The 25,310-nt window shown below is 61.7% G+C and carries 29 protein-coding genes and 3 pseudogenes; 14 read left to right on the plus strand and 18 right to left on the minus strand.

The annotated features are described in order from the left end of the window. The first annotated feature begins 130 nt into the window (after positions 1-130). The 3 genes from O1Y97_RS20685 to O1Y97_RS20695 all read left to right on the plus strand — a co-directional run bounded on the left by O1Y97_RS20685 (position 131) and on the right by O1Y97_RS20695 (position 3,522). Positions 131-2,287 (plus strand): transglycosylase domain-containing protein, encoded by a 2,157-nt coding sequence (locus tag O1Y97_RS20685; RefSeq protein ID WP_318762215.1) that lies wholly within the window; start codon positions 131-133, stop codon positions 2,285-2,287. A 115-nt stretch (positions 2,288-2,402) separates the two neighbouring features. Beyond that, positions 2,403-2,987: a DUF1214 domain-containing protein gene (locus O1Y97_RS20690; RefSeq protein ID WP_183263553.1), complete on the plus strand. Its 585-nt coding sequence runs from the start codon at positions 2,403-2,405 to the stop codon at positions 2,985-2,987. Further along, a complete protein-coding gene (locus O1Y97_RS20695; protein WP_108608833.1) occupies positions 2,980-3,522 on the plus strand; it encodes a DUF1254 domain-containing protein in 543 nt (180 codons plus the stop codon). The genes O1Y97_RS20690 and O1Y97_RS20695 overlap by 8 nt, the downstream gene beginning before the upstream one ends. A gap of 55 nt (positions 3,523-3,577) precedes the next feature. Here the strand turns inward: O1Y97_RS20695 and O1Y97_RS20700 are convergent, their stop codons facing one another. Then, positions 3,578-3,745: a hypothetical protein gene (locus O1Y97_RS20700; protein ID WP_183263554.1), complete on the minus strand. Its 168-nt coding sequence runs from the start codon at positions 3,743-3,745 to the stop codon at positions 3,578-3,580. Between the two features lie 417 nt (positions 3,746-4,162). Here O1Y97_RS20700 and O1Y97_RS20705 point away from each other — a divergent pair, with 417 nt between their 5' ends. Beyond that, positions 4,163-5,179 (plus strand): DUF2336 domain-containing protein, encoded by a 1,017-nt coding sequence (locus O1Y97_RS20705; RefSeq protein ID WP_108609989.1) that lies wholly within the window; start codon positions 4,163-4,165, stop codon positions 5,177-5,179. Here O1Y97_RS20705 and O1Y97_RS20710 read toward each other — a convergent pair. The 3 genes from O1Y97_RS20710 to O1Y97_RS20720 form a co-directional block, all read right to left on the minus strand. After that, a complete protein-coding gene (locus O1Y97_RS20710; protein WP_318762216.1) occupies positions 5,166-5,513 on the minus strand; it encodes a DUF1491 family protein in 348 nt (115 codons plus the stop codon). The genes O1Y97_RS20705 and O1Y97_RS20710 overlap by 14 nt on opposite strands. Before the next feature lie 72 nt (positions 5,514-5,585). Then, on the minus strand, positions 5,586-6,380 hold the full coding sequence (locus O1Y97_RS20715; RefSeq protein ID WP_183263556.1) for a peptidoglycan-binding domain-containing protein: 795 nt from the start codon (positions 6,378-6,380) through the stop codon (positions 5,586-5,588). Further along, positions 6,355-8,127 (minus strand): sensor histidine kinase, encoded by a 1,773-nt coding sequence (locus O1Y97_RS20720; protein WP_318762217.1) that lies wholly within the window; start codon positions 8,125-8,127, stop codon positions 6,355-6,357. Before O1Y97_RS20720 ends, O1Y97_RS20715 begins: the two co-directional genes overlap by 26 nt. 450 nt (positions 8,128-8,577) lie before the next feature. On the opposite strand from O1Y97_RS20720, the pseudogene O1Y97_RS20725 reads away from it, so the two are divergent. Then, positions 8,578-8,874: pseudogene (locus O1Y97_RS20725) on the plus strand (DUF5330 domain-containing protein); the annotation flags it as partial. 55 nt (positions 8,875-8,929) lie between these two features. Here O1Y97_RS20725 and O1Y97_RS26310 read toward each other — a convergent pair. Then, positions 8,930-9,064: pseudogene (locus O1Y97_RS26310) on the minus strand (DUF5330 domain-containing protein); the annotation flags it as partial. 450 nt (positions 9,065-9,514) lie between these two features. Between O1Y97_RS26310 and O1Y97_RS20730 the strand changes: the two are divergent. The 3 genes and pseudogenes from O1Y97_RS20730 to O1Y97_RS20740 all read left to right on the plus strand — a co-directional run bounded on the left by O1Y97_RS20730 (position 9,515) and on the right by O1Y97_RS20740 (position 10,736). Then, positions 9,515-9,748, plus strand: coding sequence for a hypothetical protein (locus O1Y97_RS20730; RefSeq protein ID WP_318762218.1), 234 nt, complete (start codon positions 9,515-9,517; stop codon positions 9,746-9,748). A 354-nt stretch (positions 9,749-10,102) separates the two neighbouring features. Next, positions 10,103-10,252 (plus strand): annotated as a pseudogene (locus O1Y97_RS20735) (DUF5330 domain-containing protein); the annotation flags it as partial. 55 nt (positions 10,253-10,307) lie between these two features. After that, positions 10,308-10,736 carry a SufE family protein gene (locus tag O1Y97_RS20740; protein WP_108608838.1) on the plus strand — a complete coding sequence of 143 codons (429 nt, stop codon included), beginning with the start codon at positions 10,308-10,310 and terminating at the stop codon, positions 10,734-10,736. Between the two features lie 7 nt (positions 10,737-10,743). Here the strand turns inward: O1Y97_RS20740 and O1Y97_RS20745 are convergent, their stop codons facing one another. Both O1Y97_RS20745 and O1Y97_RS20750 read right to left on the minus strand, forming a co-directional pair. Next, entirely contained in the window at positions 10,744-11,544 is an 801-nt protein-coding gene (locus tag O1Y97_RS20745; RefSeq protein WP_318762219.1) for a DUF6456 domain-containing protein, read from the minus strand. A gap of 1 nt (position 11,545) precedes the next feature. Beyond that, on the minus strand, positions 11,546-11,968 hold the full coding sequence (locus O1Y97_RS20750; RefSeq protein ID WP_318762220.1) for a helix-turn-helix domain-containing protein: 423 nt from the start codon (positions 11,966-11,968) through the stop codon (positions 11,546-11,548). Positions 11,969-12,186: 218 nt separating this feature from the next. On the opposite strand from O1Y97_RS20750, the gene O1Y97_RS26290 reads away from it, so the two are divergent. Next, complete coding sequence (locus O1Y97_RS26290; RefSeq protein ID WP_404801212.1) at positions 12,187-12,543, plus strand: cytoplasmic protein; 357 nt, start codon at positions 12,187-12,189, stop codon at positions 12,541-12,543. Positions 12,544-12,562: 19 nt separating this feature from the next. On the opposite strand, the gene O1Y97_RS20760 is transcribed toward O1Y97_RS26290, so the two are convergent. From O1Y97_RS20760 to O1Y97_RS20775, 4 genes are all read right to left on the minus strand, one after another. Next, positions 12,563-12,991 (minus strand): MucR family transcriptional regulator, encoded by a 429-nt coding sequence (locus tag O1Y97_RS20760; RefSeq protein WP_108608840.1) that lies wholly within the window; start codon positions 12,989-12,991, stop codon positions 12,563-12,565. A gap of 271 nt (positions 12,992-13,262) precedes the next feature. Then, positions 13,263-13,571: a cation:proton antiporter gene (locus O1Y97_RS20765; RefSeq protein ID WP_318764254.1), complete on the minus strand. Its 309-nt coding sequence runs from the start codon at positions 13,569-13,571 to the stop codon at positions 13,263-13,265. After that, positions 13,477-13,743, minus strand: a complete 267-nt coding sequence (locus O1Y97_RS20770; protein ID WP_318764284.1) for a hypothetical protein — start codon at positions 13,741-13,743, stop codon at positions 13,477-13,479. Before O1Y97_RS20770 ends, O1Y97_RS20765 begins: the two co-directional genes overlap by 95 nt. Before the next feature lie 82 nt (positions 13,744-13,825). After that, on the minus strand, positions 13,826-14,194 hold the full coding sequence (locus O1Y97_RS20775; protein WP_318762222.1) for an SH3 domain-containing protein: 369 nt from the start codon (positions 14,192-14,194) through the stop codon (positions 13,826-13,828). A gap of 118 nt (positions 14,195-14,312) precedes the next feature. On the opposite strand from O1Y97_RS20775, the gene O1Y97_RS20780 reads away from it, so the two are divergent. Continuing rightward, positions 14,313-16,412 carry a S9 family peptidase gene (locus O1Y97_RS20780; RefSeq protein WP_318764255.1) on the plus strand — a complete coding sequence of 700 codons (2,100 nt, stop codon included), beginning with the start codon at positions 14,313-14,315 and terminating at the stop codon, positions 16,410-16,412. Here O1Y97_RS20780 and O1Y97_RS20785 read toward each other — a convergent pair. The 4 genes from O1Y97_RS20785 to O1Y97_RS20800 all read right to left on the minus strand — a co-directional run bounded on the left by O1Y97_RS20785 (position 16,372) and on the right by O1Y97_RS20800 (position 19,603). After that, complete coding sequence (locus tag O1Y97_RS20785) at positions 16,372-17,409, minus strand: cytochrome c (protein ID WP_318762223.1); 1,038 nt, start codon at positions 17,407-17,409, stop codon at positions 16,372-16,374. The two genes, O1Y97_RS20780 and O1Y97_RS20785, sit on opposite strands and share 41 nt — an antisense overlap. Before the next feature lie 9 nt (positions 17,410-17,418). Then, complete coding sequence (locus O1Y97_RS20790) at positions 17,419-17,856, minus strand: c-type cytochrome (protein WP_318762224.1); 438 nt, start codon at positions 17,854-17,856, stop codon at positions 17,419-17,421. A gap of 163 nt (positions 17,857-18,019) precedes the next feature. Beyond that, positions 18,020-18,616: a superoxide dismutase gene (locus tag O1Y97_RS20795; RefSeq protein ID WP_108608844.1), complete on the minus strand. Its 597-nt coding sequence runs from the start codon at positions 18,614-18,616 to the stop codon at positions 18,020-18,022. A gap of 108 nt (positions 18,617-18,724) precedes the next feature. Beyond that, a complete protein-coding gene (locus O1Y97_RS20800; protein ID WP_108609992.1) occupies positions 18,725-19,603 on the minus strand; it encodes a branched-chain amino acid aminotransferase in 879 nt (292 codons plus the stop codon). Between the two features lie 140 nt (positions 19,604-19,743). On the opposite strand from O1Y97_RS20800, the gene O1Y97_RS20805 reads away from it, so the two are divergent. Continuing rightward, the gene (locus O1Y97_RS20805) at positions 19,744-20,406 is read left to right on the plus strand and encodes a haloacid dehalogenase type II (protein WP_318762225.1); all 663 of its coding nucleotides are present in this window, start codon (positions 19,744-19,746) and stop codon (positions 20,404-20,406) included. 182 nt (positions 20,407-20,588) lie between these two features. Continuing rightward, positions 20,589-21,326 carry a L,D-transpeptidase gene (locus tag O1Y97_RS20810; protein ID WP_108608846.1) on the plus strand — a complete coding sequence of 246 codons (738 nt, stop codon included), beginning with the start codon at positions 20,589-20,591 and terminating at the stop codon, positions 21,324-21,326. Between the two features lie 68 nt (positions 21,327-21,394). Here the strand turns inward: O1Y97_RS20810 and O1Y97_RS20815 are convergent, their stop codons facing one another. Beyond that, on the minus strand, positions 21,395-22,954 hold the full coding sequence (locus O1Y97_RS20815; RefSeq protein WP_318762226.1) for a helicase HerA-like C-terminal domain-containing protein: 1,560 nt from the start codon (positions 22,952-22,954) through the stop codon (positions 21,395-21,397). Positions 22,955-23,094: 140 nt separating this feature from the next. Here O1Y97_RS20815 and O1Y97_RS20820 point away from each other — a divergent pair, with 140 nt between their 5' ends. Both O1Y97_RS20820 and O1Y97_RS20825 read left to right on the plus strand, forming a co-directional pair. Beyond that, complete coding sequence (locus O1Y97_RS20820) at positions 23,095-23,325, plus strand: AbrB/MazE/SpoVT family DNA-binding domain-containing protein (protein WP_108608848.1); 231 nt, start codon at positions 23,095-23,097, stop codon at positions 23,323-23,325. Further along, positions 23,322-23,708, plus strand: a complete 387-nt coding sequence (locus O1Y97_RS20825) for a type II toxin-antitoxin system death-on-curing family toxin (protein WP_318762227.1) — start codon at positions 23,322-23,324, stop codon at positions 23,706-23,708. The genes O1Y97_RS20820 and O1Y97_RS20825 overlap by 4 nt, the downstream gene beginning before the upstream one ends. On the opposite strand, the gene O1Y97_RS20830 is transcribed toward O1Y97_RS20825, so the two are convergent. Both O1Y97_RS20830 and O1Y97_RS20835 read right to left on the minus strand, forming a co-directional pair. Continuing rightward, the gene (locus O1Y97_RS20830; protein WP_318762228.1) at positions 23,705-24,175 is read right to left on the minus strand and encodes a GreA/GreB family elongation factor; all 471 of its coding nucleotides are present in this window, start codon (positions 24,173-24,175) and stop codon (positions 23,705-23,707) included. The genes O1Y97_RS20825 and O1Y97_RS20830 overlap by 4 nt on opposite strands. 65 nt (positions 24,176-24,240) lie before the next feature. Then, entirely contained in the window at positions 24,241-25,245 is a 1,005-nt protein-coding gene (locus O1Y97_RS20835) for an asparaginase (protein ID WP_318762229.1), read from the minus strand. Positions 25,246-25,310: the final 65 nt, after the last annotated feature.

A 25,310-nucleotide genomic window follows, 5' to 3' on the forward strand; every position in this document is an offset into this window, starting at 1 on the left:
TGCCGCCCCCCTCTTGTCGCGGCGTCGAAAATCGGGGACAAGTCAACCGTGGGCCGAGGGACGCGTGCCCTGAATTCGCCAGCACCCGTATTTAGGTATAAGCTGCAGTCACGTGCCGGACCCGTCTCGAATGGAAAATCCCGTAGAACCACGCAAGAAACGAGGCCGCCTGGCAGCAGGCCTGCTCGCTCTTGATGCTTGGCTCGACTCTTCGCTTTACGAACTGCGTTTCCGCACGCAGCAGTTCTGGGAAAGCGCCACCATTTTCTTCCGCCGCTTCCGCGTCAAGGGCTGGCGCCGCGGTGTCATCGAGGTCCTGAGCGAAGGGTTCACCATGGCCGCCGCCGGCTCGGTGGTGATGCTCGCGCTCGCCATGCCGGCCTTCCAGGAAACAACCGGCAACTGGCGCAACCAGGACGACTTCGCCGTCACCTTCCTCGACCGCTACGGCAATGAAATCGGCCAGCGCGGCATCATCCAGCGCGACTCGGTCCCGGTCGACGAAATGCCCGACCACGTCATCAAGGCCGTCCTGGCGACCGAAGACCGGCGCTTCTTCGATCACTACGGCATCGATTTCCTCGGCCTGATCCGCGCCATGTCGGAAAACGTCCGCGCCAACTCCGTCGTCCAGGGCGGATCGAGCCTGACCCAGCAGCTCGCCAAGAACCTGTTCCTCACCAACGAGCGCACCGTCGAGCGCAAGGTCAAGGAAGCCTTCCTGTCGCTCTGGCTCGAATCGAACCTGTCGAAGAAGGATATTCTCCAGCTCTACCTCGACCGCGCCTACATGGGCGGCGGCACGTTCGGCATTGCGGCCGCGGCCGATTTCTACTTCGGCAAGCAGGTCAAGGACCTCAACCTCGCAGAAGCGGCGATGCTCGCCGGCCTGTTCAAGGCCCCGACCAAATACGCCCCGCACATCAACCTTCCGGCCGCCCGCGCCCGCGCCAACGTCGTGCTCAGCAACCTTGTGCAGGCAGGGTTCATGACCGAGGGCCAGGTTCTGTCGGCGCGTCTCCATCCCGCTGACATCGTCGATCGCGGCGACCGCAAGAGCCCCGATTATTTCCTCGACTGGGCCTTCGACGAGGTCAAGAAGATCGCAGCCAAATCGGGCATCCATTCGCTCGTCGCGCGCACCACGATCGACATGAACATCCAGAAGGCGGCGGAGGAATCGGTCGAGTTCCACCTGCGTCAGTTCGGCAAGGAGTACCGCGTCACCGAAGGCGCCGTTGTCGTGATCGAAACCAACGGTGCGGTGCGCGCCATCGTCGGCGGCCGCGACTACGGCGCCAGCCAGTTCAACCGCGCCACCAGGGCACAGCGCCAGACCGGCTCGTCATTCAAGCCGTATGTCTACGCCACCGCCATGGAAAACGGCTTCACGCCTGAATCGGTCATCTCGGACGGCCCGATCAGCTGGGGTGCTTGGTCGCCCAAGAACTACACGCGCGGCTACTCCGGCCGCATGTCGCTGACGACCGCGCTGGTCAAATCGATCAACACCGTGCCCGTGCGCCTTGCCAAGGATCACCTGTCGATACCGCCGATCAAGGCGATGACCGAGGCGATGGGCGTCGAGTCTCCCGTCAGCTCGCACAAGACCATGGTGCTCGGCACATCGGGCCTGACGGTCATGGACCAGGCCACGGGCTACAGCGTGCTTGCCCAGGACGGTATCGTCGGCACCCGCCACGGCATCACCCAGCTTGTCACCCATTCCGGCCAGCTCATCTACGACTACAGCAAGGACGCGCCACCGCCCCACCGGGTGCTGTCCGAGCAGGCGGTGGCATCGATGAACTCGATCATGGTGCAGATTCCCGAAGTCGGCACGGCCCGCCGGGCAGCGCTTCCCAACATCCGCTCGGCCGGCAAGACCGGAACCACCCAGTCTTATCGCGACGCCTGGTATGTCGGTTACACCGGCAACTATACGGCCGCCGTCTGGCTCGGAAACGACGACTTCTCGCCCACCAACAACATGACCGGCGGCTCGCTGCCGGCGATGGTATGGCAGCGTTTCATGGCCTATGCCCACCAGAACATCGACCTGAGGCCCATCCCCGGCATCAAGAACCCCTTCGTCGATCCGGCGACCATCGCCAAGGCCGAAGAAGCCGCAAAGAGTGGAACCCAACCGCCGGCAGCCGACACCGCCGACCGGCCTCCGGTCCTGTCGAGCACGACCACGCGGGCATTGCGCGCGATCGCGGATGTCTTCCAGAAGGCGCCCGCCATCACCCCGCCGACCGAACCCGAGACGCTGTCAGCGCTGTGATTGTTCCCAAATTGAGGGGCCAGCGATCATTCCCGTACCGGTTGCAGCCCTTCCCGGCTTGCCTTCCGGTCGCATGGCGGGATATTCCTCCGCCAACTCCATCCTGCGGCGGCTCATGCTGAAACAATCGCTTCTGATAGTTATCGCCCTCGCGGTTGCGGTTGGCGGCGGTGCCGCCAGCGTGGCGATGGTTCTCGATTCGCAGGAAGGCATCGGCGCTGTCGCAGTCGGCCCATGGACGGCGTTTCCCGATATTGGAACGCCCGAAGCCGATCCCTATTCGAAGGCCCGCGTCGCACGCGACGGCATGCTTGCGCTCGGCCGCGCCGAAGGCCTCAGTTTCGTAGCCGACCGAGACTCCAGCGGCGTGACCCTGAGAAGCGAATGCAGCTATCGCGTCGAGGGATCGCTGCCGGTTGCCCGGTTCTGGACTTTCTATGCGACCGACAAGGCGCAGATGACACTCAAGTCGGGCATGCGCCGCGATCCGTCGATGCATTCCTTCGAAATCCTGCGCCAGCCCGACAATTCCATCGAGATTGCTGTCGGCGCGCGGCCTGAGCCCGGAAACTGGCTGCCGGTATCGGGAGCCGGCGAAATGAACCTAGTGTTGACCCTCTACGACACGCCCGTCGCCAGCAGCACTGGCCTGTCCGGCATCGAAATGCCTCGCATCGTCAGGGTCCAGTGCAATGCGTAGGCTGTTTCATGCCCTGGCCATCGGGCTGGTCGGCGCCGGCATCGCCCACATCGCCATCCTGCTGCTGGTACCCAGCTTTTCCGAGCGGGATGCATGGTCACGCCTGGCCATGGTGGCCGGGCCCAACAAGGTTGTCCGCCTCGACCACGAGATTGGCGGCGCACCGGTGGTGAAGTCGCTCGACCCGTCATTCTACGAAGCCGCCTGCCGCTTCGATCTCGGCGAAGGCGTCGTCCGCATCGACAATGCCGGCAAGGTCCCCTACTGGTCGGCCTCGGTCTACGATCGCAGCGGCCAGAACATCTACAGCTTCAATGACCGCACCGCGACCGACGGCAATCTCGATTTCGTCGTGCTCACACCGGCGCAGATGATCGATCTGCGCAAGGAATTGCCGTCTGAATTCGAAAAATCGATCTTCGTGGAAACGCCGATCGACGAAGGCATCGTCGTCGTTCGTGCCTTTGTTCCCGACGACAGCTGGAAGCCGATCGTGTCGCGTTTCCTCGACGGCATCAGCTGCGAAATCCAGTAATCATACGCCGTAGCAGCGCATGAACTACGTCGCCTGAGCTTGGCAGTCGCCATCGTCAATGTCGCGGCAACGGATCCTTGCGGCGATTGTCGCCTTCGACGCGATTGTCGGGCGACGAAGTCGTGCCGCCGGTGCGCTCGTAACGCACGCCCGGAAAGATGATGATGGATGCCGACGCTTCCGCTGTACGTGGGGCCCGGTGGACGGTCGCACGACGCGGCATGAATGACACTATGCTGCCCATGGTTCGCGATTCCCTCTCGGTTCAACCGGAGTAAGCACGCAACGCCTCCATCGCGATAACGCCAGTAGAGAGTTAACAGTCGGTTACCGTCACGGATTTGATTCAATTTAGGCGCTGCGGCTCCGCTTTCGACGCTGCATTCATACCAATGCGGCGTGAGCGGTCTGTGAACGCAGCAGCATTGCCACGTCACAGGTCGCCGGCTGAAAACGGGCAATTCGGCCTTTGCGTGATGATCCGCGTATAAGTCTTTGTTAATGAATGACTTCCTTAACGCCAAAGTTAACAGTCCGCTAACAAATCTTCGCTAAGTTTATGTTCACCTTCGGGAGGATGGATGCAGCGACGTCCGCCTCATCCCAGGGCAGTGCAAGGTTGTGTCAGGCGTATCCGTTCGTGTCAGCATCGGACTTCAGGCAAATTGCCATCGGTCGCGAAACCGGAAAGCCCGAGCGGCTCTTCCGGGCAGCGGTTTCCGCCTTCTGTGCGCTGCCCCGTCCATCGCGCCGCGAAATCGCGCAACTTGAAGACCTTACCCTTCCCCTATTCGAAAAGGTTTCGGTGGAGGCGCGCCGGTATGTCTCTGCCGCGCTTTCCGAAACCGAATATGCGCCGCCCGGCCTCGTTCGCCGTCTGAGCGACGAAAGCGTCGATATTGCCGCGCCGCTGCTGATCCGTTCGCCTGTCTTGTCGGATGTCGCGCTCATCGCGCTGATCGGACGCCATGGCCTGCCGCATGCGCGCGCGATTGCCCGCCGCCCCGGCCTCAACCAGACGATCGCCGACCTGATCCGGGTGCTCGAGCGCCCACGCCTGGTGTACCCCGAAACGACGGAACAGGTCGAAGTGCCAGTCGCCACAGCGACAGCCGCAACGACAATCGACGCGGTGCAGGACACGCCGAACATTCCCGCCCCGGGCGAACTTGCCGAAAACGTCCGCCGCCGTCTGCGCTCGATGATGACACCCAATACGGCGCACCAGTCGACATCGACCGAAGGACAAACGCGTGCGCCGGCCTACGAACGGCTCAAGTCGACCGCCCTTACCGGCAACGGCACATTCTTCCAGACCGCTCTCGCCGACGCGCTGGAGATCGACTTCCAGACGGCCCGTTCGATCACCGAGAAGTCTGGCTACTCTTCGCTCATTGACGCGCTCAAGGCGCTAGACCTGCCTGAAGAGCAGGCATTCCTTCTCACCGCGACGACATTCCCTGGCCAGTTCGCCCATGCCGAAGCCATCAGGCTGTTCCTTGAGCGCTACCGGCTGTTGCATCGCGACGTAGCGCTCGACCGCGTGCGCGACTGGAAGGCAGCGGCGGTCGGCGCAAGCATCCGCGGCAACGCGGACAGGCTACAGCCTAAACCAGGGGCAGCCGGCTCAAAGGGTGATCAGCTCAGGGCGTCGTAAGAGACACCAGATCCTTGATTTCGGTCTGGCCCGGCTCGATCTCGACCACCCAGATATCGGGGTCGAAGCGCCGCTCGCGCTCGAGCCGCTTTTCGATCGCCGTCCCGTCATCGTCGCTTTCCAGCAGGCTGAACTGGCGCTCATCGGGTCTTGCCATGTCGTAGCTCGTCTGCGGCGCCGGGCCGTAGAGGCTGGTGCGGCCGAAACGATCGCGGGTCAGGATGAAGACAGCGCCGGCTTCAAGTGCGCCCCGGCTGAGGATCGCGCCAAAGCCGCCCTCGCCGAAAATCCGGCGCAACAGGGCCGACACCCAGAAGTCAGTGGTTAAGCGCATTTGCCAGGCCCGAACACAATTTCGATCCGGCCTCTATAGCGGCTCGCTCGGAAAGCGCACAGGCCTATCGGCTCAGTTGGTCAGGCCGATCTCACGCATCTTGACGTAAACTGCCGGGTCGGGCTCGCCCGTTTCAGGCAAGCCGAACAAAGCCTGGAATTCGCGGATTGCCGCCGTGGTCCTGGCGCCTGGAACGCCGTCAACGTCGATTCCGTCATTGCCGAAGGCCTTCAGCCCAGCCTGGATCTTCATGATGCGCGCACTCGGATCGGCATCGACTGCGGGCTCCGTGCGCACGGGTGCCGTGGTGGCCCCGCCCGTTCGCGGCCTCGACACCGGTGTCGCTTGCGCTCGCGGTGTCGGTGTCGGCGCAATTCCGGCCGTGGTTTCAGCAGCGCCCAGTTGCTCGAGCAGCGCGCCGTCGATGTCGCCCGTGGCCGTCAGGCCTACCTTCTTCTGATACGCCTGGATGGCACTGCGCGTGGCCGGCCCGTTCAGCCCGTCGACCGTGCCATCATAAAATGCGAGGTCCTTCAGGATGCTCTGTATTTGTTCGATCTGAGGATCGCCCTTGGGGCGCACGACCTGTGCCTCCGGTCGCTCGATCTTGATCGTGGTCTCCGGCGCATCCTCGTTCATGTCGGGAAACTCGACCACCTCGCGGGTCGAGAAGAACGCACCCTTGTGCGCATATGGCTGGTACCACAGCGCATTCGCCGAGACGTAGAACAGCGCCACCAGAAACGCCGTCGAACCGCCGACCAGCACCGGATTGCGTGCAATCATCCCGCCGAGCGCCACGGCCCCTTCTTGCAGCGGGCTGCGGTCCTCGACGACCCGCTTAGCTTGCCTTGCGGAGCGGGCCATTGCGCATCTCCCTGATCCTGTCTGCCGGCAACCGCATCACTTCGCCCTTCGTCGGCTCAGGGCGGAGGGCTGGCCCTTCTATCGGCAGGCTGATGGTAACCGTGGTCCCCTCGCCCGGCGCGCTCTCGATCGACATCGTGCCGTCGTGCAATGCAACCAGTCCCTTGACCAGCGACAACCCAAGGCCGGTGCCTTCGAAGCGACGGGTGTAGTCGTTCTGGATCTGCGTGAACGGCGTACCCAGCCGCGATAGGTCTTCCTGGGCGATGCCGATGCCGGTGTCCGACACCCAGAAATGCAGCCGCGAACCGAGACGCTTGGCGCCGATCTCGACCCGACCGCCATCGGGGGTGAATTTTGCCGCATTCGACACGAGGTTGATCAGCATCTGCTGCACCGCACGCCGGTCAGCCTTGACCTCGCCCGTGCCGGCAGCCACTTCGACAGCCAGGTCAAGCGCCTTGGCCTCGATCTGCAGCGCCATCATCGAAGCGCACATGTCGACCGCCTCGCGGAACCTGAAAGGCTCCGGGTTGATCGCATAGCAACCCGACTCGATCTTGGTGACGTCGAGAATCGAGTTCACCACATCGAGCAGGTGCTGGCCGGACTCGCGGACGATACCGACATATTCCTTCTGGCGCGGCTCCTGGAACTTGCCGAACATCTCGTGCAGCAGCATGTCGGAAAAACCGATGATCGCGTTGAGCGGCGTCCTGAGTTCGTGGCTCACGGCTGCGAGGAAATTGCTCTTGGCAAGTTCCGCGCTCTTCACGGCGTCGGTGGCTTTGGCCAGTTCGTTCCGCAACTCGGCGACAGTGTCGTTGTTGCGGACAATCGCAATAAACTCGACACCGGCCTTGATGAACTCGAGTGCGAACGGCCGGAAATTGTCGCCCGCATCGCTCTCGGACTGCCTGGGCAAACGCAGAAGCAGCTCCACCTGACGCGTTTCGGCGCCATCGCGCATGTCTGCCAGCGCACAGAGATAGCCAACACGGTCAGCCACATGGATGCGGTCGAACAGGGCAGTACCGAGGAGCAACTCCGGCTGCAGCCGCAACAACGTCCGCGCCTGCTCGGAGACATCAACCACGTCGCCATTTTGCGCGACGCGCAGGACGACAGCCCGGAGTACCTGCTCCAGCGGCGCAGCCGGCGCGGCAGCCTGTTCGGCGCCATGGCCGGCGAATTGTACAGCGCGAGCGACGAAAGTCGCCAACCAGGCGACTGGCAGCAACCAATGCCATGCGGATGCCGTCGCACTTTCGGCAAATGGCACGGCGCCAAGCAAACCTTGCAGCAGCAGCGCAGCAACGGCCGCAAGCCCGCCGAACAAAGCCGCTTTCCGCGTCCGCCAAACCCACAGCGCTTCGAGCGGAAGCGCGGCTGCAAGCAGCGCCGCCGGCGATGTCAGGCCGCCCGCGGCAGCAATGATGGCGCCAGCGGTTACGGCACCGACGCCAAGCGACGCGACGCCGATCGACGCGGCCGTGCCGGTCGCGGCAACCAACAAGGCCGCCAGCCAGCTCAGGCTGAAGGCGGCGAAGATGACGGCAAAGGTCGGGGCCGCGCCCAGATTGGCCGACACCAGAACCACGCCGGCACCGGCAACAAGGAAAGGTGCCGCCAACAACAGGCCAACGAGACGCCGCTGGCGCAAACGTTCGGAGCCATCGATGGACGGATGGACCAGCCGGTCACAGCCGCCGGCGACCGCGCCGGAAAACTCACCGTATCTGGTCATGACAAAACTCAACGCTACGCACTCTTCCGTGGCTCGCTTTGCGGCTCTTCTCTGGTTGGTCTCCAAACTCGCACCGAGCCTTTAATGAAGGAATAAAGCCAGGCGACCGAAACCCTGGCGCATGGCGAATATCGGGATCACGGCGTCGACATTCGAGAACAGTTCTCGCCATGGTAAATGGAGGGTTATTTGCCGACTTCGCGAACCCGAATCTGCGCAAAACGCGCAATCTCGAAGTTTCGCAATTTAAATCAATTGCTTACGAGTCTCGTGAGAGATTACTCAGGCGCACAGTCACGCAAGCCGGGCCAGTCCGTTAAACTTTGGTGAAAAGCCTTCGCGAAATGCCACCTTTTGCAGCAAGCGCTCCTTTGCTCGTTCATGCCATTGTCGGCTCAGCAAGATGCGGGGCCGCATAGATCCGGCGCCGACAGACCACACGAGGCTTCCATGGGCTTTCTCTTCAGAACCGCTTTCTGGTTCTCGCTCGTCCTTCTCCTGCTGCCGCTCGGCACGGGCCCCGATGGTGAGAACAGCGTGAGCCCGCTACAGGCAATTTTCGCCGCGCGCGAGGCGGTTGGCGACATCGCCGGCATCTGCGAACGCAAGCCCGAGGTTTGCGAAACAGGCAAGGCTGCGATGCAGACCATCGGCGTCAGGGCACGCGAGAGCGCCCGCATCGCCTATGAGGCGCTCGACCAGCAGTTCGGACAGCCCGACACTGCAACCCGGACCGGCAGCGTCCCTGCGACGGATGACGAACCGGCCATGGCCGGCGAATTGAACAGCGCGAGCGACGAAAGTCGCCAACCGCCTCGCGCGCGGCGAAAATTGCCTGTAGCGGGCTCACGCTGTTCTCACCATCGGGGCCCGTGCCGAGCGGCAGCAGGAGAAGGACGAGCGAGAACCAGAAAGCGGTTCTGAAGAGAAAGCCCATGGAAGCCTCGTGTGGTCTGTCGGCGCCGGATCTATGCGGCCCCGCATCTTGCTGAGCCGACAATGGCATGAACGAGCAAAGGAGCGCTTGCTGCAAAAGGTGGCATTTCGCGAAGGCTTTTCACCAAAGTTTAACGGACTGGCCCGGCTTGCGTGACTGTGCGCCTGAGTAATCTCTCACGAGACTCGTAAGCAATTGATTTAAATTGCGAAACTTCGAGATTGCGCGTTTTGCGCAGATTCGGGTTCGCGAAGTCGGCAAATAACCCTCCATTTACCATGGCGAGAACTGTTCTCGAATGTCGACGCCGTGATCCCGATATTCGCCATGCGCCAGGGTTTCGGTCGCCTGGCTTTATTCCTTCATTAAAGGCTCGGTGCGAGTTTGGAGACCAACCAGAGAAGAGCCGCAAAGCGAGCCACGGAAGAGTGCGTAGCGTTGAGTTTTGTCATGACCAGATACGGTGAGTTTTCCGGCGCGGTCGCCGGCGGCTGTGACCGGCTGGTCCATCCGTCCATCGATGGACGGATGGACCAGCCGGTCACAGCCGCCGGCGACCGCGCCGGAAAACTCACCGTATCTGGTCATGACAAAACTCAACGCTACGCACTCTTCCGTGGCTCGCTTTGCGGCTCTTCTCTGGTTGGTCTCCAAACTCGCACCGAGCCTTTAATGAAGGAATAAAGCCAGGCGACCGAAACCCTGGCGCATGGCGAATATCGGGATCACGGCGTCGACATTCGAGAACAGTTCTCGCCATGGTAAATGGAGGGTTATTTGCCGACTTCGCGAACCCGAATCTGCGCAAAACGCGCAATCTCGAAGTTTCGCAATTTAAATCAATTGCTTACGAGTCTCGTGAGAGATTACTCAGGCGCACAGTCACGCAAGCCGGGCCAGTCCGTTAAACTTTGGTGAAAAGCCTTCGCGAAATGCCACCTTTTGCAGCAAGCGCTCCTTTGCTCGTTCATGCCATTGTCGGCTCAGCAAGATGCGGGGCCGCATAGATCCGGCGCCGACAGACCACACGAGGCTTCCATGGGCTTTCTCTTCAGAACCGCTTTCTGGTTCTCGCTCGTCCTTCTCCTGCTGCCGCTCGGCACGGGCCCCGATGGTGAGAACAGCGTGAGCCCGCTACAGGCAATTTTCGCCGCGCGCGAGGCGGTTGGCGACATCGCCGGCATCTGCGGTGCATTTCTTTTTTCGTGACGGGCAGCAGTGCCGGCACTATATCGAAGGCACCATGACCACCTCGATCGACACCATCCGCGACGACTTCTCCTTCCTTGACGAGTGGGAGGATCGCTATCGCTATGTCATCGAGTTGGGCGAAGCACTTCCGCCTTTCCCCGAGAGTGCACAGACCGACACCAACAAGGTGCAGGGCTGCGTCAGCCAGGTCTGGCTTGTGACCCACAAGGGCGACGGTGCCGACCCCGCCATCCGCTTCGAAGGCTACTCGGACGCGCATATCGTGCGCGGGCTCGTCGCCATCATGCTTGCACTGTTTTCAGGTCATCGCGCCAGCGAGATCATGGCGACCGACGCGGAAGCCACACTGAAGGCGCTCGGCCTCAACGAGCACCTTTCGCCGCAACGCGCCAATGGCTTGCGCTCTATGGTCAAGCGCATCAAGCGAGACGCCGAGGCTGCCCTCCACCAGGTCGCCTGAGTTCCGTTCAGCCCATTTGGGGGCGATAATCCTCGGTCCCCCAATGCAGGACCTTGCGCCCGCCAACGGAACCGGCACGAGGATTGTAATGTCTGGCCAGCACGCCAAGTGCCGACTTGAGCATGACCTTGGCCGACCGCGTCGGCCAGCCGCGCTCGGCTTCGACAAGTTCCAGCCCCTTCAGGAAGCAGCAGACGTCAATCAGGACGCCGGATAGCTCCGGCCCGACCGCATCGATCGCCCTGTCGACCCGCTGCCGCGCGGCGAGCGCCGCATCCGTCAGTTCCGCCAGGCCGCCGCCGGCACTGCGCTTGCCGGAAGAGACGCTCGCCACCCAGTTGGCGCCCATGCGCGGCATGATCTGGCCGCGCGTGTAGTCGGCACGCAGCCGTTCGCCGGCGACGAACTCGCTGCCGTTCAGGAACGGCTTGCCGGCCTTGGTCTTGCGTCGGGCGAGTTGGCCGAGTGGCGACTCCGAAATGTTGATCAGCGCCGCATGTTGCCCGGCCGCGGTATCGACCGTCGCCGTGTCCAGTTCGCGGTGCTGGCTCTGGAAAGGATCGACTGGGCTCTCCTCTCGCCGTGCGGCCGCTTGCCCTTCCGGCGTAAGCCGCATCACCCGGCCAACGCAAACGACAAGCCCTTGCCGGGACAATGCCGCAAGCACCTCGGCGCCGACAGCTATCCTGTCGTTCCTGTCGTTCTCAAGCAGCATCTTGCCGGCCGTTGCGGCCGGCTCGCATTCTGCGGCCCCCTTGGCCAGCAGCGTGAGCACGCGCTTGTGTGCCTTTTCGTCAGGGGTGCTCATGTCAACCCTCCAGCCTGTCGCGAAACGCAGCGATCGCCACCCGCTCCGCCAGCGCCACGATCCGGTCAAACTCCGCATCGTCGCGCAGGTCCTCCACGGTATGGCAGGCATAAAGCACTGTGGTCCGGTCGCGCCCAAAGCCACGGCCGACCTCGCGCATGCTGAGACGAAACACGACATGGGCAACATACATGGCAATCTGGCGGAGGCGGCTGATGTCGTTGCCAGTCCGGCCAATTCGACGAATCTCCCTGCTTGGCACGCCGAACAACGCCGCCATGAGGTCGATCATCGCATCGCAACGCTCCACCACCTGGTCACGACGCCGGTCGGCGACAAGTTCGAGAGCGGAACGCTCGTCCCTGGCGGCGGCCTCGCGCGCCTCCTTCTGCCGTTTGACCAATGTTGCCGACGTGGATCCCACCGAACTCTTCCCCCTCTGTGGATAGGAATAAATTCTTATACTGGGTACGTCACAGGGTGTGAACAAAAAAAAGAACGATGAAGCAGCGGAAGAAACTTCAACACGCTGTAATCATTGTTCTATTTATTCCGCTCCAGTGAATTCTTGGCGCAGTTTCTCCCCACCCTGCAAGATGGCAGCATCATCGCACGATCACAGTCACATCAGGCAGGATCGCGATGCGGGATTTTTCGAATGAAATTGCAGCCTTCAAGCAGAACAAGCTGTCCGAATTGACTGACGCCCGGCAGCGGGCAGCCCTGCAACTCTGCTGCGGGATCGAACTTTCGAATGCGCTTTCTGGGGAGCCGACATCGACCGTCGCCTTGCTCAAACGGCTCGAACGGGCGATCGAGCGAGAACGGCTCCGGGGTGTCAACCGCCACTGGAGCTACGATCTCAACCGGCACATCGCGCTCAAGCATGTGCGCGATCGGCTGAAAGGCGTCTTCCCCGACCAGCCTGGGCGACTGTCGCTCAGGCCGCGCCGGCGCCGGCACAAAAGCAATACGGCGCCCGAAGGCGCCGCTCGCTAGACGTCTGTCGAAGGGAGTATTATTTACCCACCTTGCGCTTGCGGCCCAGGCCCATCTTCTTGGCCAGTTGCGAGCGAGCTGCCGCGTAGTTGGGCGCCACCATTGGATAGCTGGCGTCAAGGCCCCACTTCTCGCGGTACTGATCGGGCGTCATGTTGTAGTGCGTCATCAGGTGACGCTTGAGCGATTTGAACTTCTTGCCGTCTTCCAGGCAGATGATGTAGTCGTCATGCACCGAACGCTTAGGGTTGACGGCCGGCTTCTGCTTGTCGGCGGGTGGTGTGTCGGCGACGTTACCGACGCGGCCAAGGGCTGCGTGAACGTCGGCGATCAGCCCCGGAAGTTCTCCTACCGGGACCGGATTGTTGCTGACATAAGCGGCCACCACGTCGGCGGTCAGTTCGATCAGCGTTTCGCTATTTGCTGCAGGCGTTTCGGAAGTATCCATATGCTTCAGGCCCCAATGTGACTGGTTGTTTTTTTGCCCGATATTGCGACCGGGGTGCGGCGCGATCTTGTATCGCAATTTGCCATTACGAGTCGCGTTCCATCACTTTAATGAGCCTGTAGCCATAACAAGTCAATTCACTATTCTTTGCAACTCCAAGAACAATGCATTCATCACTTCTCTAACAAATGAGCCTTTTTGACAGGGCAATGTCATCGCACGAGATCAAGTTACACAACGCTGAATGTTCTCTCCGGGGTCATTGTCGGCATTAGGTGGCAACAATGCGGTTCTTCTTATCCCTCGCCACAGTTTCAGCCAAATCGTCGCTGAGAGACCCCTGCCACAAGCGATATCCGGCTGAATAAGCCGCCTTGGCAAGCAAATCGGCCGAAATCGGCGCCATCAGCATGAAGAACACCACTCCAGCCCGCGCCGGCAATGCCGTGGAGAGTTCGCCGATATGCACCGCGCGACGAAGCAACTCAGGACAGGAACCAACCGTTCCGGCCTTCGAGACCGTGTGGAAATCGGGGAGGCGCAACAGCCCATGGAGAGATGGCCATCGCAAGCAACGCACCAACCATGACAGGGCCGCCGGCAAGATAATCGCCAACGCTGCTGATCATGACCGGTTTTTCTTCGGCCTCTTGCTTGAGATGGACACCGCCGCTGGTCAAAAAATGCGGGAACGCAACAGTCGCAAGAAAGCCAACGAGGAAGGCGCCGCTGCCCCAGTCGTTACCAGCCATGCAGGGCCAAACCTGAACCTATCTTGTCAATACCGGTGCCCGCCCGAGTGCTCAAGGCAACGCAAGCAACAGTTTTGCCTGTTCAATACGGCGCGATGTACTTGCCATAGACCCAACCAGTGGTGAATTGCCCGTTCTGGGCGGGATCGTGCCAGACCTGGCACCAGCGATAACGCACACGCTGTGCCTGCTGCCATTCCGGCAGGTGCGAGATGGCGAAGAGATCGACCCCGCCGGTGCATTTTCCGGTCATCTGTAGGACCGTGCCGTTGGGATAGGCTGCCTGCTTCTGCGAACCATTGGACGGATACTTCCGGATGTTCAACGTGTCGCCAAACGGAACGTCGGTCACCTGCCAGGCGGCAAAAGCAGCCGCGTGGGCGTTGCCGGCGAATATTGCCGCTGTCGAGGCGACGGTCAGGGCTGCGGCGGTCTTCAAGAACGTGTTCATCTCTCTCCTCCGGCGAACCGGTCAATTGGAACGTTGACGAACAATGCAACTCAGCCCTTGAACCCGCCCTGATCGGCGTGTTCATTCGCCATTCAAGATTCACCGCATGCGAGACATGATGACCCGACCTGCCATTTTCGCCGACATCGCCCCGCCGTCGACCGAGCGCCGCCCCGTTTCCGACACCCGGCACGGCATCACCCGCATCGACGAATATGCCTGGCTGCGCGCCGACAACTGGCAGGAGGTCTTCCGCGATCCGAGCCTGCTCGATCGGGCAATCCGCACACATCTCGAAGCAGAAAACAGCTACCAGGCCGAATTGATGGCCGGCACGGCGGACCTGCGCAAGGAGCTGTTCGAAGAGATGAAGGGACGCATCAAGGAAGACGATTCCTCGGTTCCGATGAAGGACGGCCCGTTCGCCTATGGCTCATCCTACAAGAAGGGTGGCGAGCAGCCGCGCTATTTCCGCCTCCCGAGCGCAGGCGGCACGGAGGAGATCATCCTCGACGGCGACAAGGAAGCCGAAGGTCACGCCTATTTCCGCCTCGGCGGGATCGACCACTCCTCCGATCATAGCCGCCTGATCTGGGGGTTCGACGACAAGGGATCGGAATTCTACACCTTGCGTGTCCGCGACCTGGCAACCGGCGCCGAACTCGCCGACATCGTCGCCGATACGGGCGGCTCGGGCGAGTGGGATGCGGCCAATGCCGGTTTCTTCTACACCCGCCTCGACCCCAACCACCGGCCATCGAAGGTCTTCTACCACGCGCTCGGCAGCGACGCCTCGACAGACCGCCTGGTCTACGAGGAGACCGATCCCGGCTTCTTCATGAGTGTCGGCGGCACCCGCAGCAATGACTGGGTCATGATCTCGATCAGCGATCATGAAACGTCGGAATACCGGCTGCTTCCCGCCAGCAATCCCCTCGCCTCGCCGGCACTCGTTGCAGCGCGCGAAACCGGCCTGCAATATGACCTCGAGGAAGGCGGCGACATCTTCTTCGTGCTGACCAATGCCGACGGCGCCAAGGACTTCAAGATCATGACCGCGCCAGCGGCGGATCCGGCGCGCACCAACTGGAAGGAACTTGTCGCCCACGAACCCGGCCGGCTGATCCTGTCGGTCATCGGCTTCAGGGACTTCATGGTTCGCCTGGAACGCAAGGAAGGCCTTCCGCGGATCGTGGTGCACGAACGCGCCACCGGTGCGGAGCACGTCATTTCTTTCCCGGAAGAAGCGTTCTCGCTCGGCCTGTCGGGCTCCTATGAATACGATACCGACACCATGCGATTTTCCTATTCGTCAATGACCACCCCGACGCAGTTGTTCGACTACAACATGCGGACGCGCGGACGCGTCCTGCTCAAGACCCAGGAAGTCCCCTCGGGCCACAATGCCGATGACTACGTCACGCGGCGGCTGATGGCGCCGGCCCCCGATGGCGAACTGGTGCCGATCTCGCTGATCCACCATCGCGACACGCCGCTGGACGGCACGGCACCGTGCCTGCTCTATGGCTACGGCTCCTACGGCATGACCATTCCGGCCTCGTTCAACACGAACTGCCTGTCGCTGGTCGATCGCGGCTTCGTCTATGCCATCGCCCATATCCGTGGCGGCAAGGACAAGGGCTACGCCTGGTACGACGACGGCAAGCGCGCGGCGAAAACCAACACCTTCACCGACTTCATCGCCTGTGCCCACCATCTCGTCGCCGAGCGCTACACGGCACATGACCGCATCGTCGCCCAGGGCGGTTCGGCCGGCGGCATGCTGATGGGCGCCATAGCCAACATGGCGCCAGATGCCTTTGCCGGCATCATCGCCGAAGTGCCGTTCGTCGACGTGCTGACCACTATGCTCGACGACACTCTGCCGCTGACGCCGCCCGAATGGCCGGAATGGGGCAACCCGATCGCCTCGGAGGACGACTACAAGACCATCGCCGCCTATTCGCCCTACGACAATGTCGCCGCACTCGACTATCCGCCGATCCTGGCGGTGGCCGGCCTGACCGATCCGCGCGTCACCTATTGGGAGCCAGCCAAATGGGCCGCGCGCCTGCGCGAACGCAAGTCGGGCAGCAGTCCTGTGCTGTTCAAGATCAACATGGATTCGGGCCATGCCGGTGCCTCGGGCCGCTTCTCGCGGCTGGAGGAAATCGCCTTCAACTACGCTTTCGCACTGAAGGTCGTTGGGCTCGCCTGATATTGGAAACGGCAGACCGGCGGCTTGGGGCTGCCGGTTGCGTCAACCCGGCAGGCTTCGGCTGTGGCGCGGGATAACCGTTGGGATGCGGCGGGATCGCCTTGAGATAGGCAGCGATTGCCTCGCGGTCTTCGGCGCTTAGCCTCGCCATGTTCTTCTGCACCTCGACCATGGTGCCACCGACCGAATCGAACTCAGGGGTGAAACCCGTTTCGAGATAGCTGGCGATGTCGCTCTCCGACCAGCCGCTGATCCCAGTCCCTTGCGGCGTTATGTTGGGCACGATGCCCTGTCCTTCGGCCGCCGCAGCACCCGCCAGCCATTGGCCCTTCCTGGTCCCGCCGTCAAAGCCGCGCGGCGTGTGGCATTCGCCACAATGCCCTGCGCCTTCCACGAGGTCACGGCCGCGCAGGACCTTCTCAGGCGTGCCGTCGGCGAAGGCGATCACGGGCTGGTCGCTCAGGTAGAACAGCTTCCAGAGCCCGATGCCGGATCGGACATTGAACGGAAAGGCGAGCGTATGGCTCGGCGCCCTGCCCGCAACAGGCGGCAGCGTCTTCATGAAGGCGTAGATATCTGCGACCTCAGCCGGCTTCATGCGGGCATAGGAGGCATAGGGGAACGCCGGATAGAGGTGCTGTCCGTCGCGCGACACACCCTTGAGCATGGCATTGGCGAAGTCCTCGAGCGACCATCCGCCGATGCCGTCGTTCGGGTCGGTGGAAATGTTCGGCGCAACGAAGGTACCGTACGCCGTCTTCAGCTCGAGACCGCCGGCGAGTTGAAGACGTGCATCGCCCTCCGATTTCGGTTTGGCGTGGCAGGAGGCACAGCCGCCCGCATCGAAGATGCGTTGACCGCGGGCCGCGTCGCCGGCTCCCAGGGCAGCCACGGCATCGGGCCCCAGTCTTTCAGGAAGCGCCAGCCACCACAAAGTCGCGGCTCCGGCACCGCCAAGCGCCAGAGCCGCCACTGCAAACTTCTTGAAAGCACCCATGCGAAGGGATCAGCCCTTCTTGACGCGAAACGCCTCATGGCAGGTGCCGCAGGTCTGGCCGATGGTGCCGACCTGTGCCTTCAAGGCGTCCAGGTCCTGGGCCGGGGCGCCAACTGCCGAGGCCGTCACTGCCTTGAATTTGTCGACCTCGGCCTGGAATCCAGCCGGATCCTCCCAGATCTTGGGGGATGCAGTGGTGTCGCCCTTGTCGCTTCCTACCGGGAACGACGCCGCGACATCGATTTTCTGGACATTGTCGTTGAGCGCCGTCAAGGCCGCCAGAACGGCGGCGGCGTCGAAAGCGGATTCGCCCTTCACCATTTTGACGAGCGTGCCGACTTGCCTTGCGTTCTCCTTCATCACCGCCTGACGGTCGGTAATCACATCGGCGAATGCTGCAGTGGATGCGAGCGTCAGCGCTGCGACGGCGAGCACAAATTTTCTCATCAGGTCCTCTTTCGGTTGCAAAAGCTGCCTAGGGTGAACGGCGAAACTGGCCCAATTCGTCCCAAGATTCTCCTCACGCTTACGTGAGTCGGTGGAATAAATTTGCGTTCTCTCGACAAAAAAAGCCCCGGACTTGCCGGGGCTTTTCGTGGGTGAACCAGGCTCAGGCGTTTTCGTAACGCTCGAGCACGTAGTCCCAGTTGATCAGGCTGTCGACGAACGCCTCGAGATATTTCGGGCGGGCGTTGCGGTAGTCGATGTAGTAGGAGTGCTCCCAGACATCGACGCCGAGGATCGGGGTCGCGCCGTGAACCAGCGGGTTCTCGCCGTTCGGGGTCTTGGAGATGGCGAGCTTGCCATCCTTGACCGAAAGCCACGCCCAGCCCGAACCGAACTGCGTCGTGCCGGCGGCAATGAAATCAGCCTTGAACTTGTCGTAGCCGCCGAGGTCGGCATCTACCGCCTTCTGCAGCGCGCCGGGCAGCTTGCTGCCGCCGCCGCCCTTCTTCATCCACTTCCAGAAGTGGACGTGGTTGTAATGCTGGGCGGCGTTGTTGAACAGGCCGGCATTCTTGCCGAACGACTGCTTCACGACCTCTTCCAGCGACAGCTTGTCCATGCCTGCTTCGGCAGCCAGCTTGTTGCCGTTGTCGACATAGGCCTTGTGGTGCTTGTCGTGATGATACTCAAGCGTCTCCTTCGACATGAAGGGCTGTAGCGCCTCGTAGTCGTAGGGCAATTCGGGCAATTCAAAAGCCATGGATCATACTCCCTTGCTGGCAATTTCGCGGCATGACTATGCCGTCTACAGATAGGTCGTCATCATCGTGTGACAACAGATGAGAGGCGCTGTTTTTCTTCGCTACACTCAGGCCTTGCCGGTCGAGTGCGCCCACTCCCAATATAGCTCGCGCGATTTTTTTGCTACCGGTCCGGGCTGCAGAATTCGCTCCTCGATGCGCGTGACCGGAACAACCTTGGAGTGATTGCCGGTGGAGAAGATTTCATCGGCTTCGAGGAACTCGCGCACCGAAAGCGTCTTTTCGACCACAGAGACACCGCTGCCGGCAAGAAGCGAAATCGTGCGGCTGCGGGTGATCCCGGAAAGGAAAGTTCCATTGGGCGCCGGGGTGAACACTTGCCCGTTCTTGACCAGGAAGATGTTGGACGAGGCGGTTTCGGCGACGTTGCCTAGCATGTCGAGCACCAGGGCATTGTCGAAACCGCGCATCTTGGCGTCGAGGATTGCCCTGCCGTTGTTTGGATAGAGGCAGCCTGCCTTGGCATTGGTCGGCATGGTTTCGAGAGTTGGCCGCCGAAACGGCGACAAGCAAATCGAAAAGCCGGTCGGCGGAAGCATCGGCGATTCGTACAGGCACAGGCAGAACCGCGTCGACGCAGGGTCGGCCGGCACGCCCATGTAGCCACCGTGCTCGGCCCAATACATCGGCCGGATGTAGACAGCAGTCTTGCCGTCGAATTTCTTGAGCCCGTCCCAGGTCAGCCCGACGATCTGTTCCGGGCTCATGGTCGGCTTCAGGCCCAATGCGATGGCCGACGAATTGACCCGGCGCGAATGTGCTTCAAGGTCGGGAGCCACGCCTTCGAACCAACGGCCGCCATCGAAGACGGTGGAGCCGAGCCACATGGCATGGCTTCGCGGGCCAATGATCGCAACGTTGCCCTCGTGCCAGTCGCCATCGACAAAGCTCCAGGTCGTGGATTGTGCAGCCGCCGCGAGCGTCATGGTGTTTTCCCATCCATCTTGTTGATCGCCGGTATGGAAGAGGCTTTGGCGCGCCCCGTCAATCGGCAGCAAGCCGAAATGTTGGAGCCAGCCGATAGTTGCGCTTGCGCTCGGAACCAAGCCGTTGGACAACCAAAGGCATGCGCCACGCAGCCTACATATTCGATGCCTATGGCACGCTGTTCGACGTCCATGCGGCGGTTCGCCGCCATTCGGCCGACATCGGACCCGAGGGCCAGCTGCTTTCCGAGATTTGGCGGGCCAAGCAGCTCGAGTATTCCTGGGTGCGGACGCTCATGGGCGCCTATGCCGATTTCTGGCAGCTCACCGAGCAGGCGCTCGACTTTGCATTCCGCAAGGTGCCGTCGGTCGATCCCGCGATGCGCAGCAAGCTGCTCGACGCTTATTGGCGCCTCGATTGCTATCCCGAGGTTCCGGCAGTGCTGCGCAACCTGAAGGACAACGGCGCACGGCTGGCCATTCTCTCCAACGGTTCGCCAGACATGCTGGAAGCGGCCGTGCGCTCGGCCGGGCTGGACCTGATCCTCGACGAGGTGTTCTCGGTCGACAGCGTCCGCCGATTCAAGACGGACCAGTCGGTCTATGATCTCGTCGCCAGCAGTTGGCGTCTTTACCCGGAAGCAATGTCGTTCCAGTCGTCCAATCGCTGGGACATTGCAGGGGCGGCAAAGTTCGGCTGCCGCACCGTCTGGATCAACCGCAGCAACCAGCCGGACGAGTATCGCGACCTGCCTCCATCGCTGATCCTACCTTCTCTGGAAGGTTTAGTTACAATTGGTTAGCTTACCATAGGTCAATATTGTTGCCATAACGCAACAGTGATTGGCCTGTCACACCTTCGCCATGCTTTGTCCACCCTAAGGTCGGAATTTGACCCGCCTATCTCCGCGAGCGTTAAGGGGCGACGCAGTTGGTTTCCTCTAAATTCACCATTTCTTTCGAACTGGAACTCTAGATCGCAGTCATGTCCACATTTACAGAATCACGTCCGCTCAGCCGTCGCGGCTTTTTGAACCTGGCGGCAGCGGGCGCCGCGTCGGCAGCGCTTTCTGCCTGCTCCACGGTTGGCGGAGGCGGTCAGATCGTCGATGCGCCTCCGGTTGCACCGCCCATGAGCGTCGATCCCGCTTTCGGTGGCGACTATGCCAGCATGTATGCCCCGGTCGCCGACGAGGGCTATGAAATCCCCGGCATCCCGCTCAAGAAAGTGAAGCCGCAGTTCCTGCGCCAGATCGTCCGCGACCCCACTGGCGAGCGCCCCGGCACCGTGGTCGTCGACACCTCGACGCACTTCCTCTACCTCGTTCGCGAAAACGGCGAAGCGATGCGCTATGGCGTCGGCCTCGGTCGTGCCGGCTTTGCCTGGCAGGGCCGCGCTGTCATCCAGTGGAAGCGCAAGTGGCCCAAGTGGACGCCGCCGGACGAAATGATCGGCCGCCAGCCCGACCTCGAAAAGTACAGCGTCAGGAATGGCGGCATGGCCCCGGGCCTCAACAACCCGCTCGGCGCGCGCGCGCTCTATATCTTCCAGAACAACGAGGACACGCTCTATCGCGTCCACGGTTCGCCGGAATGGTGGACGATCGGCAAGTCGGTGTCGTCGGGCTGCGTGCGCCTGATGAACCAGGACATCATCGATCTCTACGATCGCGTGCCCGGCAAGACGCCGATCCTGGTCACCAGCGGCCTCGGCACTGCCTGACCCTGGGCTCAGTCACCTACGAAAAACGGCGCGTCATCGACGCGCCGTTTTGCTATTGGCTTCTCGGGTCAGAAGCCCTTCTTCAGGCTTCCGAGAATTCCGCGCACCAGCGCACGGCCGACAGACGAACCAACAGAGCGCACGACCGACTTCAGTGCCGCTTCGGTCACCGTCTGCCGGTTTGAGGTCCGCGGCCTCGGCGCGCTGCCCGTGTTGCGGCCGCCCGAAGCCGGCGGAGCGTCGTTACCAAAGCCCGGGATGGTCCAACCACCACCACCGCCACCGGTATTCGCCTGCTGGGCCTGTTCTTGCGCCTTCTGTGCCTCGAGCGCCTTCTTCTGCAGCATTTCGAACGCCGATTCACGGTCAACCGTCTGGTCGTACTGCCCGGCGACCGGGCTCTCGCTGATCAGCTTCTGGCGTTCCTGCGACGTGATCGGGCCAAGCCGCGAGGCCGGCGGGCGTATCAGCGTCCGCTGCACCATCGACGGAACGCCCTTGGCTTCGAGCGTCGAGACCAGCGCCTCGCCGGTTCCGAGCTGGGTGATAGCCTTGGCACAATCGAAGTCAGGGTTGGGGCGGAAAGTGTCGGCCGCCGTCTTCACCGCCTTCTGCTCCCGCGGCGTGTAAGCGCGCAGCGCATGCTGCACGCGGTTGCCGAGCTGCGCCAGAACGGTTTCGGGCACGTCGAGCGGGTTCTGGGTGACAAAATAGACACCAACGCCCTTGGAGCGGATCAGGCGCACGACCTGCTCGACCCGGTCGACGACGATCTTCGGCGCCTCGTCGAACAGAAGATGCGCCTCGTCAAAGAAGAAGACCAGCTTGGGCTTGTCCGGGTCGCCGACTTCCGGCAGCACCTCGAACAGCTCCGACAGCAGCCAGAGCAGGAACGTCGCGTAGAGCCGCGGGTTCATCATCAGCTTGTCGGCGGCCAGCACGTTGATCGCGCCGCGACCATCACGCGTCGTGCGCATGATATCGGCAATCTTCAGTGCGGGTTCGCCGAAGAAGTTGTTGCCGCCCTGCTGCTCCAGGACCAACAGCGACCGCTGGATGGCGCCGACCGACGGTTTGGTGACATTGCCATAGCGCGCGCCGATCTCGTCGGCCCGCTCGGCGACGTTGGCGAGCAATGACTGCAAGTCCTTCATATCGAGGAGCAGCATCCCTTCTTCGTCGGCGATGCGGAAGGCGATGTTGAGCACCCCCTCTTGCGCTTCGCTGAGGTTCATCAGCCGCGACAGCAGCAGCGGTCCCATCTCCGATATGGTCGCGCGGATTGGATGGCCCTGTTCTCCAAACAGATCCCAGAAGATGACGGGGAATTCCTGGAAATCATACGGGTCGAGCTTGATCGCCTCGGCACGGGCCGTAAGAAAATCCTTGGCCTCGCCCATCATGGCGATGCCCGACAGGTCGCCCTTGATGTCGGCGCAGAACACCGGAACACCGGCGTTCGAAAAGCCTTCGGCGAGAATCTGCAGTGTTACCGTCTTGCCGGTACCTGTGGCACCGGTAACTAGGCCATGGCGGTTGCCGTACTTCAGCAACAGATCTTCGGGCCGCTGATAACTGTCGTCGGGCTTGCGGCTGGCACCAATGAAAATGCTGTCGTCCTGCGCCATGGGCTGTCTCTCCGGCAATGCTCTTTCACGACCGCATCAGCAGTCAGACCACAGGTATAGTGGCGGCGCTACGGTGCGACAATGGCTTGGATCGCATCGGCGCGCATGTTATACATAAGTTATAACATGGAGACGCAGCCATGAACGTGACTGTTCGCAAGATCGGAAACTCGGAAGGCGTGATCCTGCCGAAGGAAGTGCTCGAGCGGCATAATCTGCGCGCGGGTGACACGCTCGTCCTCACCGAGGATGGCAACGAGTTGCGGCTTCGGCCGGCTGAGGATGATCCGGAAGAGTTCGAACGCAAGATGAAGATCGCGCGCGAGCGGATGAAGAAATATGAGGTCGCGTATCGCGCCCTCGCCAAATGATTGAGTTCCATTCGCGTCAGTTCGTCGAGGCGCTACACGCCGAGCAACTGAAGCTGCACGGAGGCGCTCAAGGCGTACGATCCGAGGATATGCTGGAATCGGCCCTTGCACGGCCGCTTCAGAAGCAAGCGTATGGCGAGCCAAACCTCTGTGACCTGGCAGCCGCTTATTTGTTTGGCATCGCCAAGAACCACCCATTCGTCGACGGCAACAAACGAACTGCCTTTGCAGCAGCGGATTTGTTTCTATATTTCAACGGATTGAGCGTCGAAGCAGCGCAAGAAGACATCATTCAATTCGTATTGATGGTCGCCGCCGGCGAGATCGACGAGACAGGTGCGGCCGCGTTCTTCCGCGACCACACGGCTCCAATCGAAGCCTAGCTGGCGAACTCGACGATTTCCCACTCATGCCCGTTGACCAAAGCGACATCGCCAACGGATTTGCCGAACAGCGCTATCGCCATAGGCGAGGAATGCGAGATGCGGCCCTTGGCTGCATCGGCTTCGTCTTCACCGACGATCTCCCAGACGTTGCGTTTGCCATTGTCATCTTCGACGACAACCTTCATCCCGAAGCGGACAACCGTACTGTCAGGCTCAGGAACCGACACTTCGGCCGTTTCCCGGCGGGATTGCCAATAGCGCAGGTCGCGCGACACCGTCGCGATCCGCTCCCGGTCGGCATCGGCCTCCGCCTTTGCCAGATCCTCGCGCAGGCTCGCGAGTTGGGCCTCGATATGGGCCAGCCCTTGTTCGGTCACGAGATTCCGGGACGAACTGACCGGCCGCTCGCCGATATCGGCAATGACGTTTTCGCTGTCGTCTTCGCGGGTGAAAGCTCTGCTCATGAAATAAACCTAGGTGTTCATAGCTCCGATAACAAGCCAGCCAAACTGACCGACTACCTATGCTTTCAGGCGACCGCGGAAGTCGGTCGAAGCGATGCAACTTCGATTCCGTTCCAGTTCTTCAGCACAGGCCTCGCCGCCTTGTCCAGTGTCCCGGACAAGGCCTCGTCTCCAGCCAAAAGCTTTGATAGGACCGCCGCGATCATAACCTCGGCAGCCCTGCCCGCGCCGTCGTCGCATTTAAGCGCAATGCCGAGCCCAAGTTCCGGCAAGGCCGCGCAAAAAACGCCTTCGGCGCCGACCTTGACGAATATCCGTCCTGGTGCAGCTTGCATCAACTCCGTATCAGCCCTGTCGGTTCCAGCGACCTGGAAAGGTTCCGCCATGCATGCCGACATCAGCCGCTGCGCGGCCTTGGCCCTTTCCGTGCCGAGGCCATTGCCACTGACCATGCGCGCAAAACCCAGTGCGAGATTATGCAACGGCACGGCAAAGGTCGGGATGGAGCAGCCGTCGGTTCCGCGGTTCGTTTCGTTATGGGGTGCACCGGTGACAGCTTCCATCGTCTCGCGGATCATCTGCTGGAAGCGATGTTCCGGCCTGACATAGCCGAGATGGGCCATGCCGAGGTGACGGCAGGTACAGACGAAAGCCGAGTGCTTGCCCGAACAATTGTTGTGCAACGCGCTCGGCGACGTCCCGCTGCGCGCAAGTGCAATCGTGGCCGCATGGTTCGAAGGCCAGTGCGCGCCGCACTCCAGCGCATCCGGCCCGAGACCCGCCTTGGCCAGCATCGCATTGGCCAGTTCGGCATGAGCCGGCTCGCCCGAATGCGACGCACAGGCAAGTGCCAGTTCGCGATCGCCAAAGCCGTAGGCATCGGCAGCACCACTCTCGACGAAGGGCAGCGCCTGGATGGCCTTGACCGCCGAGCGTGGAAACACTGGCTGCGTGACGTCGCCCAAGGCAAGCTTCTGCGTGCCATCGGCATCGACAACGACGACCGCGCCGCGATGTACGCTTTCAACGAGGTCGCCGCGCAGCACCTCGACCAGGACCGGATTTGTCATTGTGTGCGTGCCTTCATGCGCTTGCGAGATCGAGGTTGGGTCATTTCGCCAGCGATCAGCCAAGC

The organism is Aminobacter niigataensis (genome assembly GCF_946995915.1).
GTDB lineage: Bacteria > Pseudomonadota > Alphaproteobacteria > Rhizobiales > Rhizobiaceae > Aminobacter > Aminobacter niigataensis.